8 protein-coding genes and 1 pseudogene are annotated in these 12589 nt (G+C 73.4%); 4 read left to right on the top strand and 5 right to left on the bottom strand.

The annotated features are described in order from the left end of the window. The first annotated feature begins 119 nt into the window (after nucleotides 1-119). Nucleotides 120-2606: a GTPase-associated protein 1-related protein gene (locus AB0F77_RS13100; RefSeq protein WP_361946145.1), complete on the top strand. Its 2487-nt coding sequence runs from the start codon at nucleotides 120-122 to the stop codon at nucleotides 2604-2606. Between the two features lie 290 nt (nucleotides 2607-2896). On the opposite strand, the gene AB0F77_RS13105 is transcribed toward AB0F77_RS13100, so the two are convergent. Both AB0F77_RS13105 and AB0F77_RS13110 read right to left on the bottom strand, forming a co-directional pair. Beyond that, nucleotides 2897-3211 (bottom strand): hypothetical protein, encoded by a 315-nt coding sequence (locus tag AB0F77_RS13105; protein ID WP_361946148.1) that lies wholly within the window; start codon nucleotides 3209-3211, stop codon nucleotides 2897-2899. Nucleotides 3212-3588: 377 nt separating this feature from the next. Continuing rightward, entirely contained in the window at nucleotides 3589-4539 is a 951-nt protein-coding gene (locus AB0F77_RS13110; protein WP_361946151.1) for a sigma-70 family RNA polymerase sigma factor, read from the bottom strand. Nucleotides 4540-4726: 187 nt separating this feature from the next. Between AB0F77_RS13110 and AB0F77_RS13115 the strand changes: the two genes are divergently transcribed. Both AB0F77_RS13115 and AB0F77_RS13120 read left to right on the top strand, forming a co-directional pair. Then, nucleotides 4727-5941, top strand: a complete 1215-nt coding sequence (locus tag AB0F77_RS13115) for a helix-turn-helix domain-containing protein (protein WP_361946154.1) — start codon at nucleotides 4727-4729, stop codon at nucleotides 5939-5941. Nucleotides 5942-6065: 124 nt separating this feature from the next. Next, nucleotides 6066-6431 carry a DUF6415 family natural product biosynthesis protein gene (locus AB0F77_RS13120; protein ID WP_361946157.1) on the top strand — a complete coding sequence of 122 codons (366 nt, stop codon included), beginning with the start codon at nucleotides 6066-6068 and terminating at the stop codon, nucleotides 6429-6431. Nucleotides 6432-6813: 382 nt separating this feature from the next. Here the strand turns inward: AB0F77_RS13120 and AB0F77_RS13125 are convergent, their stop codons facing one another. Both AB0F77_RS13125 and AB0F77_RS13130 read right to left on the bottom strand, forming a co-directional pair. After that, complete coding sequence (locus tag AB0F77_RS13125; protein ID WP_361946160.1) at nucleotides 6814-7833, bottom strand: 2-dehydropantoate 2-reductase N-terminal domain-containing protein; 1020 nt, start codon at nucleotides 7831-7833, stop codon at nucleotides 6814-6816. A gap of 43 nt (nucleotides 7834-7876) precedes the next feature. Next, a complete protein-coding gene (locus AB0F77_RS13130) occupies nucleotides 7877-8425 on the bottom strand; it encodes a DUF1697 domain-containing protein (protein ID WP_361946163.1) in 549 nt (182 codons plus the stop codon). Nucleotides 8426-8874: 449 nt separating this feature from the next. On the opposite strand from AB0F77_RS13130, the gene AB0F77_RS13135 reads away from it, so the two are divergent. Then, a complete protein-coding gene (locus AB0F77_RS13135) occupies nucleotides 8875-11121 on the top strand; it encodes an MMPL family transporter (protein WP_361946166.1) in 2247 nt (748 codons plus the stop codon). 149 nt (nucleotides 11122-11270) lie between these two features. Here the strand turns inward: AB0F77_RS13135 and AB0F77_RS13140 are convergent. After that, nucleotides 11271-12585, bottom strand: a pseudogene (locus AB0F77_RS13140) (macrolide family glycosyltransferase). Nucleotides 12586-12589: the final 4 nt, after the last annotated feature.

Genomic DNA, 12589 nt, shown 5'->3' on the forward strand with positions numbered 1-12589 from the left:
GTTCCCTCCCGATGCGGGGTGGGGTGGGTTCGGTCGGTACGCTGCCTCGGGCTCGGAGTTCTTGTGTGCGGTGCGGTGGTGGTTCTCGGCTGCCTGCCGTGGTCGGGGAAGGTGGGTGCGTGGGCCTCGCGCAGTTGTTTTACTCCTCCGGGGAGGCCGGGTTCGTCGCGGTCGACGTAGAGGTGCCCGAGGACGTGGTGCGGGCGGCGGAGGGGCTCGTCGTGTACGAGCCGCCGCGGGACGGGCGGGACGGTCCCGGCCGGGCGGACGCCGCGCGGGCCGAGGGGTTTCCGAAGGCCCTCTCCTTCAGTGGACTCCCCGGTGGCGGGCGGCTGTTGAGTCGCAGCGTGTACGGCGGGCGGTGGGGGAGATTTCACGCCCACGCCGTTCATCTGCCGGACGGGGCGCGGCTGCCGGACGGGGCGTTGCCGATCACCGCGTGGGAGTCGCCGCGCTGGGCCGACACCCCGCCGGAGGACCGGCGCCCCGCGCCCGTCGACCGGTTCGAGCCGTCCGGGCTGCTGCGCCGGGAGGCCCTGGTGGTGTTCGCCCGGTCCCGCACGGAGCGGCTGGCGCCGTTCTTCGCCGACCTGCGCGCCCTCGTGGCCAAACCGGACGGCGCCCCGCGCCTCGTCGTGGTGGAGCGGGACAGCTCGGACGTCGCCCAGTGGATCGCCCTGGCCTGCGCGGTGCTGCCCCGCGAGCAGGCGCACCGGCTGACCTTCACGACGTACACCCGCCACCCCCTCCGGGCGCCGCAGCAGATCGTCGGGGCGCTGCCGTCGTCCGAACCGGCCGGGCACGACCCCCGGTTCCGCGTCCACGACTGCACCGCCGGCCCCGCCGCCGGACCGGTCACCGACGCCTGGGCCGATCTGTGCGCCCGCGTCTGGTGCGCGGGACGTCCCGACCTGTTCGACGCGGCGGCCGATCCGGGGGCCCTCGCGGCCCTCGCCCTCGCCGAGGGCGTCGCGCTGCGCTCCGACTCCCGTGCGGCGGCGGCCGGTTGGGCGACCGAGCACGCCTCGACGCTCCCGGAGGACCGACTTCGGCGGCTCGTCGAGGAGTTGAGCAACGGGCGACCGGCCGACGGCGTCCCGGGCGAGTCCCCGTACGACGAGGCCCCCGCCCTCGCCGCGCTGTCGGAGCGCATCGACGGGCGGGTGCCGACCGCCGTGTCCGCTCCGCTCGCCGCACGCGTACTGGCCTCGGCGGTGCTCGGACGGGGCCCGGTGCCCTCGGTGCGGCCCGGGACGCTGACCGCCGCGGCCCGCGCCGAACTCGCCCGGGACCTCGCCTACGACCTGCGGGCCGGCATCGCCGACACCACCGTGCCCGCGACCGGCCGCCCGCTGGCCCTGCTGCGCGTCGCCGATCTGCTGGACGTGGACTGCCAGGACGAACTCCCGGAGTTCGCGGCCCGCCTGGCCCGCGCGATGGTGGACACCGACGGGACACCGGGGCCGGCCGACGCGGTGGACGGCGCCCCGCCCGCCGACGGCGCCGTGCGCCCCGTGCCCGGGACGGGCGGCCCTCTCTGTCCCCCGGCGCTCCTGGACGCCGTACGCGACCATCCGGCCCTGCGCATCGCCCTCTTCGGCGCCCTGGACACCCACGCCGCCACCGATCCGCCGTCGGTCGCACGGCGGTTGGCGGGTGCGGGGCTGCCCGTCGAGGCGGAGACCGCGTTCCCGCACCTGCGGATGTGCGTCGGCGCGGGCGCGGACCCGGGCGGTGGGGAGGTCGTGGACGGGGACGAGGACGGGGGCCGGGCGGACCGTCTCGACCGGTTCCACGCCATGCTCCGCACCGCCGGTGTCTCCCCGCACGCCGAACCCGCCGTCCTGCGCACCGCGTTCCGCCTGGTGTGGCCGGACCGCCCGCCCACCGGCCGGGAGGCGGGCGCCCTGCTGAACCAACTCGGCTCGGACGCCCACCGGGTGGCGGGCACGCGCGATCTGCTGCTCGGCGCCGCCCTCGCCGCACCGGCCGACGACCCCGACGTACCGGCCCTCGCGACGGACCTGCTGCGCTCGTTCACCGCCGAGCTGCGCCCCGCGGACCGTGCGTCGCTCGTCCTGCTGGAGTACGCGGGGCAGTTGGGCAGCGGTGCCGGGGGCGAGGACTGGGTGGGCCGGGTGCTGACGCTGCGGGACGAAGCCCCGGGGCCCGTCCCGACGCCGGTCCTGGAACGGGCCTTCGACGCGCTCGCCGACCGTCTGCTGGCGGCGCCGGCCCCCGAGAGCGAGCTGTACGCCCTCGCCCGGCGCGGCGATCCGGGACTGCTGGGGGCCTACGAACGTGCGGCCCGCGCCGACGGGGTCGCCGAACTGCTGCGCGACCGCCCGGCGTACGTCGCCGCCTGTTTCTGCGACTGGAGCGCCTATCCGGGCACGCATCCCGTCTGGGACACGACCCGGCAGACGCTGCTGACGAAGGTGCTGCGGCCGGTCGTGCGGGGGCTGTCCGCCGGGGACACGGCCGTGGTCGAGAAGGAGTTGGAACGGGCGGGCCGCGGCAAGCTGGACGCGTTCCGCACCTGGAACCGCCCGAGCGCCCTCGGCCGACTCACGGGCCGCTTCACGGGCCGTCCAAGGACCAAGTGACCGACCGGGGGCGAGACTTGACCGGGTGAGCGGAGCGGGTGGGCGGAGCGGGTGGGCGGACCGTGTGAGTGGGCGGGGCGACGGATTCGGGCGACCACGTCACTCGACCGCGTCACTCGACGGCGCCACGCGCTGAACCAAGTCGCCGGACCAGGTCGCCGGACCAGGTTGCCGAACCGGCCGACCGGACCAAGCGCCCCGGCCCGCCGGCAGGGCCGGGCGACCGGACCGGCCGAGCGGGCCCGGGGCCACGTCGTCGTGTCGGGCCCCGCGCGGCGGGGCCCGGTTGTTCACAGGCGCAGTAGGGTGTTCAGCCGCCGTACCAGCGCCAGGGAGCCGGTGCCGGCCAGGACGTTCACGCAGATCATCTCCAGGGAGGACCGGATGCGGCCCAGGTTGGCGCCGCGTCCGTCGGGAGCGGCCTGGGTCAGCTCGTCGCGGATGATCTCGGCGTAGCCGATGAGCGCGGGTGCCTCCTCACGTACCCGGTCGACGAGTTGTTCCGCGAGCCGCAGCACGACCACCGGGTCCGCGCGGTGGTCCCTCTCGACGGGGCCGTGGTCGCCGAGCCCGTCGACGTCGCCGTGGAAGTTGTACGTGCTCATGCCCTGTCCTCGCTCCTGATCCCGGCACATTGGCGTGTTCGTGTTCCCCGGGCAGCGCTTTCGCGGCCATGCGCACGGGAGCCGCGCACCCGCCTCTCCCGCCCTGGTGTACGGCGGGCCTCACCCTAGGGACAACCGGCGGGGCTTGTCGCGGTGTTCACTCGGGTTCGCCCCGGAAGGCCGTCAAGTACGGCAGAAGGCCACGGTCCGGTACTCCCCTGTGCTACCGGACCGCGGCCGACCGAAGGGCCGTCACCTGATCGGTAACGGCTTTCTGTACAGCGTCGATGGCGCCGCCGATGTCACACGGGACTGCCGGTGACCCACCGTCAGGGGGCGAATTTCGGTCACCGCCGGACACAGGAGGGGTCCGCCCCTCAGCGGCCCTCCTCGACCACGCCGATCTCGACCGCGGCGATCTCGACCGCGGCGAGCCGCGCGGGCTCGGCGACGACGTCGATCCCGGTGATCAGCCCGTCCTCGACGGTGAAGGCGAGGACCAGCCGCAGCCGGCCGAACGGCGCCATGACCAGGCCGAACTCACCGTCCAGCAGGGCGAGTCCGGTGAACTGCGCCCGTGCCACGGCGGCCATGGCACCCCGGGCGACCCGCTCGGCGCCGCGCACGGTGACCGCCTCCGGTGTGGGGATCACCAGCGCGTCGGCGCGCAGCACCACGTCCGGGTCGAGCAGCGCGACCAGGGCCTCCAGGTTCCCGCCGCGGGTGGCGGCGAGGAACGCCTCGACGGCCTTGCGCGCCCGTCCGGGATCACGCCCTGGCGTCCCCGAGGCCCCGGGGCCCGGTGTCTCCGCGTCCCCGGGTGCGCGCCCCCGGACGCGGCGCCGGGCCCGGCTGGCCAACTGCCGGGTGGCGGCCGGGGTCTTCTCGACGAGCGGGGCGATGTCCTCGAAGGGGACGGCGAACATGTCGTGCAGCACGAAGGCGACCCGCTCGGCCGGGGACAGCGTGTCCAGGACGACCAGCAGGGCCACACCGACCTCGTCCGCGAGCAGCGCCTCCCGCGCCGGGTCGCCGCCCGTGTCCGGTTCCGCGCGCTCGGGCGCGGCCTCCAGGGGCTCCTCGCGGCGGGCGCGGCGAGTGCGGAGCTGGTTGAGGCAGACGCGGGTCACGACGGTGGTGAGCCAGCCGGTGAGGTTCTCCACGCCGGTCAGGTCGGCCCGGCGGGCGCGCAGCCAGGCGTCCTGCACCGCGTCGTCGGCCTCCCCCGCCGAGCCGAGCAACCGCCGTGCCACGGCCGTCAGATGCGGCCGGTCCACCTCGAACCGCACCGCCAACAACTCGGCCGCCCCACCCACACTCCCGTCCACCGCGTCGACTTCCCTTCCTCGTCGGGGTCTCGCTCAGGACATCTGACCATGGGCCGGTTCCGGCCGGACGTCCCGCCCCGGTTCCGACCGGAGACCCGTCTCCCGAGCCTTCCCCGCGTGCCGACCTGGGAAATGATCACCTCGGCGACGGCTGAGCAAGCAAACTCGCGGGCGGTACCGTGGCAGCGTGGCGAGCAACGAACACCTCGGCAAGACCCTCCGAAGGCTCCGGCGCCTGGCCGACCTCACCCAGGAGGAACTGGCCGATCGGTCCGACGTGTCCGTCGATGTGATCCGTCAGCTCGAACAGCGGCGTAAGCACTCCGCCCGTCTGCCCACGCTCCACGCGCTCGCCAACGCCCTCGGAGTCGAACTCACCACGCTGCTCGGAGACCCCCCGGCCGCTTCGTCCGGTGAGACGGACGGCCCCCGCTTCGTGGCCGTCCGCCGGGCCGTCATGCCGGTGTTGTGGGGGCCGTCGCCGGCTCCGGTGGATCCCGGGTTCTCCCTTGATCACCTGCGGGGGCAGATCGCCGAAGGATGGACCCACTACCACACGGCCGAGTTCGACGCCGTCATGAAGGCGCTCCCCGACCTGATCGCGGACGCGCGGTCCGCCTCGGCACACGGCAGCGACGACGACCGGCAGGGCGGGTACGCGGCCCTCGGCAAGGTGCTTCAGCTCGCCGGGCACGTCGCTGTCCGCATGGGCAAGACCGACCTCGCCCTGATGAGCTTGGAGCGCGCGATCGACGCGGCCGAGCGGTCTTCCGATCCGCTGCTCGTACCCATGATCGTCAACTCGCTGGCGTGGACGTACCAGCGTCAGGGGCGTCTGAAGGACGCACTCCACATAGCGGTCCGGGCCGCCGACCGCATGAAGCAGGCGGGTCACACAGGCACTGCCGCCGGGCTGAAGGTGTGGGGAGGACTCACCATGAGCGCCGCCACGTCGGCTGCCCGGAGCGGCGACTACGGACGCGCGGCCGAGATGATGGCGGTGGCCGAGACGGAGGCCGGGCGGGTCTCCAAGCTGCCCGACGGCGGCGACAACCGCATGGTGAGCGTGTTCAGCCCGTCGTCGGTCCGTATCGAGCGCGTCCGCCTGGCCGTCCAGTACGGGCACCCGGAGGATGCCCTCGGCCTGGCGAAAGGCATGCGCCTGAGCAACGACACGCCGCCGTCGTGGCGCACGTGGCTGCTGCTGGACGTGGCCCGCGCGCACACCGACCTCGGGGATGCGCCCGGGGCCGTGAAGACGTTGGAATCCCTGCGCAGGGTCGCGCCGACGTGGATGCGGCATCACACGTTGGCCGTGGCGATCGTGCGCGATCTGTGGTCGCTCCCCAACCGTCCTGCCGGGCTACGGGCGTTGGCAGAGTTCTTGGGCGTCGCCGAATAGCGTCGGGAAAGTAGGACGCCGCGTCCCTGTCACCGCGTGTGGCGCCTCGATTGCATAAGTCGGACAGTGCCCCGGCAACCGCGCGACCGGCCCCGGGGCTTGGCCGACTGCAAGGAGTCGACGCGTGCAAGGTACTCACCGTCCGCCGTCCGTTGCCACTGTCGATCTACTGACCATACGCCGGGCCGCCCGGCACCTGGTCCGTCCCGACGACGGCCCCGAAGCACTGCCGCCGTCTGCGGCTGAGCTTGATCAGCTCATGCTCCAAATCCCCGCCCACTTGGGCGTGCTCATGTCCGAGGTACAACGCCTGGCAGAGCGCTTCGGGGAGGACTCCATCCTCGGGTACGGGGCGTTGGTGACCGTCGACGGCGCCCGCAAGCGGCTGGACGTCGACCCCGGTCCCGAGCTGCTTCAACGGGTCGTCCACGCCCGCCGGTTGGCGCGCTCGCTCCAACTGCTGGCGCGCTACTACGAGGTGCTGTCGTGACGATCGACGTATGCAGGGGCTGCGACAAGGTGATCACCGACCCCGATGACCCAGCGCTTCTGGGGCCTGGCCCCGTGGCGTATCGGGTCGTGCTGCGGGTCCTGGTCGTACGAGGGAAACACGGTGCGTAAGCCGCACGTCCATCGGTGGTGTCAGGCATGCGACCAAGGAATCACCGAGATCGGCGACGTCCTGGTCCTGGGATGGGAGGACGGGGGCAGCGGGCCCGGGTTTGAGATCTTCGTCCACAGACAGCACGTGTTCGATCCGACGGACCCCGTGTCACGGAGGCTCATGATGCGGGTGTGGCTCGCCCGCTGGAAGGGGGAGCCCGTTCCCGATTTCGACGCCGAGATCGACTGACCCGACCCCAACTCCCGGACTACCCCCCGGACAACGCCACCGCCTCGTCCGCCAGTGCGACCAGGTCGGTCATCGGCATCGAGCCCGGCGGACGGCGGGTGTGGGCGAAGGTGTTGGCGAGGTGTTGGAGGAGTTCGTTGAGGGGGGTGGGTACGCCGTGGAGCCGGCCGAGCAGGACGACCTCGCCGTTGAGGTAGTCGGCCTCGATGGTGCCGGTGCCCCGGACGAGGGACTGCCAGGAGGAACCGCCGCCGCGCGGGACGTCGTCCAGCGGCACCAGGGTGATCCGGGAGCCGCGTGCGGCGGCCTCCTCCTCGGTGCTCGCGTACGCGATCCCGGCGGCGTCGAACACGGCCTCGCCCTCGGCCCGCACCCGCGCGTACAGCGCCCGTGCCGCGTCGCCGTCCACCGGTCCGGCGACGGCCTCCAGGGCGTTGGCGAGGTTGGAGAGCAGCTTGGCGTACTGCCAGCGGGAGACGTCCGCGACGACGGGCGCCGCGAAGCGGGCGGTCTCCAGGTCGGCGGCGATGCGCCGCAGGGTGTCGTCGGTGCCGTGGGGGTGGCGGCCGAGGTGGAGGATGCCGGTGAGCGGGGAACCCGCGGCGGAGACGACGCCGGGTTCCACGAACGTCGAGGGCAGCCACACGCAGACGCCGTACACGTGCCGGAAGCGGCGCAGGGCGAGGCGCTGGCTCTCGACGCCGTTCTGCGCGCACAGCAGCGGCAGGCGCTCGGCGGCGGTGCCGCCGCCCTCGACCGGCGCGGGACCCCAGGCGTCCAGGGCCGCCTCGGCGTCCTGGGTCTTCACGGCGAGCAGGAGGACGTCGTCGGCGCGCAGCGTGCCGAGCGCCCGCGGGCCGTCGACGACGGGTGGCCCGAACGTCAGATCGCCCTCGGGCACCCGCAGTCGCAGGCCGCCCTCGGTCAGCGCCGCGTACTGCTTGCCCCGCGCGACCAGGACGACCTCGTGCCCGGCCTGGAGGAGCCGTCCGCCGACGGTCCCGCCGATCGCCCCCGCCCCGATGATGATGTAGCGCATGCACCAGAGCCTCGCACACCCGGGTGCGCGGGGGCGGCGCAGGTCACCCGGCGGTCAGCTCGGCCAGTTTGAGCACGGTGTTCCAGTTGCGGCTGGTGGCGACGAGGCCCTTGGTGACACGGGCGCCGGAGAGGCGTTCGGCGAGCTTGGAGCGGCCGAGGCCGTCGGGGGCGTAGAGGTAGAGCGCCCGGTCGCCGAGGCGGAACTCCTCGGGGAGGTGGGCGGCCCGGTCGACGGTGGCGAAGCGCTCCTCGTCGACCGGTGCGGAGAAGTACGTGACGTGGAGCTGTTTCGGCTCCAGTTCGGCGGCCGGGAACGGACAGTCGTCGACGATCGCGCGGAGATAGGCGTGGTCGCGCACGAGGACGTCGACCGGGAAGCCGAACCGCTCCTCGATCGCGCCGGCCAACTCGGCGGCCAACGAGTCCTCGTCGCCCCGCGCAGTGGTGAACACGGCCTGGCCGCTCTGGAGATGGGTGCGCACGCCGTCGTACCCGAGGCCGTCCATGAGGGCGCGCAGGTCGGCCATCGGAACCCTGGCCCGGCCGCCCACGTTGATGCCGCGCAGCAGCGCCGCGTACGTCGTCGTCATGCGGCCACCCTAGAACGGCGGAACGGCGGAACGGCGGGACGACGGAGCAGCAGAACGGCGGATCGGCACAACGGCACAACTGCGGAACCGCCGTCGTGCCCCGTGGGGGCGGGCACGACGGCCGTCCGCGGCCCGTGGTCCGGGCCGGGCGAAACTCTGGCCGATCCGGCGGCCCTGAGCAACACGGCCACGCGCTGCTGTGACTTGTTCAACAACGTTGTGTTATCACAAAGCGGCTGTCTGCCGACGCAACGGACACCCTGACGGGCCTCCCGGGGGAAGCCCGGATACGTGTAAGGGGCCGACGTCCTCCCCAGCGGTGAGAGAGCGGCCCCGTACTTCACCGGGCAGCACGAGGAGTCGGGAAGCCGCGCCCCCTAGCGTCGAAGCGAACGCAGCGCAGGAGTGGCGGCCGGGGTCCGTCACCGCACGGAGGGGGCAAGCCCGTCATGGGGAACGCAGACGCGCGGGTACGGGGGGTGGCCGCCCGCGCCGGGATCTGGAGCGCCCGGCACCGCTGGGCGGCGGTCGGCATATGGGTGCTGTTCGTCGTCGTCGCGATGGGGCTCGGCTCGGCGGCGGGCCGGGTCGACGTGGACGAGAGCGACCAGCTCAAGGGCGAGACGCACACCGCGGCACGGATCATCGACGACGCGGGCATCAAGGAGCCGGCCGGCGAGACCGTGCTGATCCAGACGAAGGACGCCGGGGCGAAGGCCACGGACCCGGAGTTCCGGGCGGCGGTCGCCGACGTCGTGAAGGCGGTCGACGGCACCGGCCGGGTCACCGACGTCCTGTCGCCGTACGACACCCGGACCATCTCGAAGGACGGCCGCAGCGCGCTCGTCCGGTTCGACATGCGCGGGGACGCGGACACCGCGGCCGACCGGGTCCAGCCGGTGCTGGACGCGGTCGCCGGGGTGCAGAAGGAGCACGGGTCGCTGCGGATCGAGGAGATCGGCGGCGCCAGCATGAACAAGCAGTACCAGGACGCCTTCGGGAACGACTTCCAGAAGGCCGAGCTCTCCGCAGTGCCGGTCGCGCTGGGCATCCTGCTGATCGCCTTCGGCGCGCTGGTGGCCGCGCTGCTGCCGGTGGCGCTCGCGATCACCGCGATCGTGGCGACGATGGGGCTCATGGGCGTCGTCAGCCACCTCCAGCCCATGAGCGACACCGCCAACTCCGTGATGCTGCTGGTCGGCATGGCCGTCGGCGTCGACTACTGCCTGTTCTACCTGCGCCGTGAGCGCGAGGAGCGGCAGGCGGGCCGGGACCCGCGGACGGCCCTTCGGATCGCCGCCGCGACCAGCGGCCGGGCGATCGTCGTCTCCGGTGTCACGGTGTGCGTGGCGATGGCGGGCATGCTGTTCACGGGGCTCGCCGAGTTCGAGGCGATGGGGCTGGCCTCGCTGATGGTCGTCGCGGTCGCCATGGTCGGCTCCGTGACGGTGCTGCCGGCGCTGCTGTCGCTGCTGGGTGAGCGGGTCGAGAAGGGGCGGATCCCGTTCCTGCGGCGCCGGGTCCGCACCGGCGGTCCCTCGGAGAGCCGCTTCTGGACGGCCGTGCTGCGCGGTGTGCTCGCCCGGCCGGTGCTCTCGGTGGCCGTCGCGGTGGGCGCGCTGCTCGCCGTCGCCTCGCCCGCGCTCGGCATGAAGACCTCGCAGCTCACACTGGACCAGGAGTTCGGCGACAAGCTGCCGATCGTGCAGACGTACAACCGGCTCAACGACGCGTTCCCGGGCGGTTCCGAACCGGCCGAGGTCGTGGTCCGGGCGAAGGACGTCAACGCGCCCGAGGTGCGTCAGGCGCTGGCCGACTTCAAGCAGCGGGCCGTCGAGTCGGGGGCCTCGCGCGGCCCGGTCGACATCAAGCTGCACGACGCGCAGAACGTCGCACTCGTCTCCGTGCCGCTCGTCGGCGGGTCGGACATGGACCGGGCGGCGCAGAGCCTGGAGAAGCTGCGCGACGAGGTGCGGCCGGCCACGCTCGGCAAGGTCGAGGGCGTCCAGGCGCCGATCACCGGGCAGGTCGCGGGCTCGCACGACTTCAACGAGCAGCTCGTCGGGTCCGTGGCACCGGTGTTCGCCTTCGTCGTGGTGTTCGCGTTCCTGCTGATGCTGCTGTCGTTCCGCTCGCTGACGGTCGCGATCACGTCGATCGTGCTCAACCTGCTGTCGGTGGGCGCCGCCTACGGCATCCTCGTCGCCGTCTTCCAGCACGGCTGGGGCGCGTCGCTGGTGGGCGCGGAGGGCGTCGGCGCGATCGTGACCTGGCTGCCGCTGTTCCTCTTCGTGATCCTGTTCGGGCTGTCCATGGACTACCACGTGTTCGTGGTGTCGCGGATCCGTGAGGCGCGGATGCGGGGACGGACGACGCGGGACGCGATCCAGCACGGTGTGGTGACCACGGCGGGCGTCGTCACCAGTGCCGCGGTCATCATGGTCGCCGTGTTCGCGATCTTCGGAACGCTGTCCATGCAGTCCATGAAGCAGATGGGCGTGGGACTCGCGGCGGCGGTGCTCATCGACGCGACGATCATCCGGGGTGTGCTGCTCCCGGCGGTGATGGCGCTGCTGGGCGAGCGCAACTGGTACCTGCCGAAGTGGCTGCGCCGCCTGCCCGACCTCACCCACGACGAGTCCCCGCAGCCGCCGGCCCCGCCGGTGCGCGAGGACGGGGAGCGGCTGCGGGTCTGACCCGCCCCACGTGCGAGGGCCCGCCGGTCACGGGGAGACCGACGGGCCCTCGGCCGCGCGCGGCGACACCCGCGGTGCGCTCCGGGCGGATGGTGCCAGGGGTGGGTGGTGCTCCGGGCGGGCGGTGCTCAGGGCCGGCGGGCCGGCCGTCATGCCCGGGTGCGGAGTTCCTCCTCGATCAGGTCGGCCGCCCGCCGGGTGCCGCCCTCCTCGGCCATGCCGGCCCGGACCTCCGCCAGGCGGTGGGCCACCTCGGGGTCGTCGACGAGGGCGAGGGCGGCGGTGCGCAGGGCGTCGGCGGTGGCCTCCTCGGTGGAAAGGCACCGGGCGACCCCCAGGGCCCGCAGCATCTCGGCGTTGCCGAACTGGTCCACGGCCTGGGGTACGGCGATCATCGGCGTCGCCGTGGCCAGTCCCTCCTGGCTGCCGCCCGCCCCGGCGTGCGTGACGAACAGGTCGGCCTGCCGCAGCACGGCCAACTGCGGTACCCAGGACCGCACTTCGACGTTCGCCGGTACGTCCCCCAGCTCGGCCGGGGCGACGTGCCCGCCGACCTGGAGGACCAGGTGCCAGCCGGGCAGGCCGGCGAAGGCCGCGACGCACTCCCGGTAGAACGCGGGCTGTTTGGTGAACGCCGAGCCGAGCGACACCAGGACGACCTTCTCGGCGCCTTCCGGCCGCCGCCAGTCGCCCTCACCCGCGCGCTCCCCCTGGCAGGCGCCGACGAAGGTGTGCACCCGCTCGTCGACCCGGTCCGCGTGTGGCTGGAGCGCCTTCGGGATGAGCACGAGGGACCGGGCGGGGCGGCCGACGAACGGGTCGGGGTGCTGGGTGATCCCGTTCTCGGCGAGCCACGCCGTGAAGCGGGCGTAGTAGGCCCGGCCGCGCTCGGTGCGGCGGGGCTCGGCCCACATGGGTTCGGCGACCTCCTCCTCGTAGCCGTCCCAGGCGACGAGGTTCGGGGAGAGCGAGATCGCGGGCACACCCCAGCGGTGGGCGAGGACCCGGGCGGGGTAGGAGGTGATGTCGTGCAGCACGAGGTCGGGCACACCGACGCCGCCCGCCCGACCGTCCCGGCCGTTCGAACCGTCCCGGCCGTCCGCGCCACCCCCGTCACCCGGCTCGCCCTCGTACGCGGCGATCAGCTGGGGCAGCGCGTGGATCGCGTCGTCCAGGAAGGGTTCGACGTTGTCGAGGAGCGTGCTCCCCCAGTCAGAGGGGTCGGCGTCGGGCGACGGCAGCACCGAGGTGTACGGCACGGGGGTCGCCCCGGTCGCGGCCACCTTCTCCAGGAGGGCCGGCGGGATCGCGTACGTGACCCGGTGTCCCCGCGCCACGAGCTCGCGGATCACCTCGAGACCGGGGTTCACATGGCCGTGGGCGGCGATGGAGAACATGGCGATGTGGGCGGGAGTGGTCATGGCGACGACCCTAGGCGAGACGATACGTCTCGTGCAATCGTATTTAC

Origin of the sequence: Streptomyces sp. NPDC026672, from assembly GCF_040638185.1 — a bacterium.
Classification (GTDB): Bacteria; Actinomycetota; Actinomycetes; order Streptomycetales; family Streptomycetaceae; genus Streptomyces.

Excerpts from the sequence above, each read along its gene's own strand:
- AB0F77_RS13135 (WP_361946166.1), top strand. The coding sequence starts at position 8,875 with ATGGGGAACGCAGACGCGCGGGTACGGGGGGTGGCCGCCCGCGCCGGG.
- AB0F77_RS13105 (WP_361946148.1), bottom strand. The coding sequence starts at position 3,211 with ATGAGCACGTACAACTTCCACGGCGACGTCGACGGGCTCGGCGACCAC.
- AB0F77_RS13125 (WP_361946160.1), bottom strand. The coding sequence starts at position 7,833 with ATGCGCTACATCATCATCGGGGCGGGGGCGATCGGCGGGACCGTCGGC.
- AB0F77_RS13130 (WP_361946163.1), bottom strand. The coding sequence starts at position 8,425 with ATGACGACGACGTACGCGGCGCTGCTGCGCGGCATCAACGTGGGCGGC.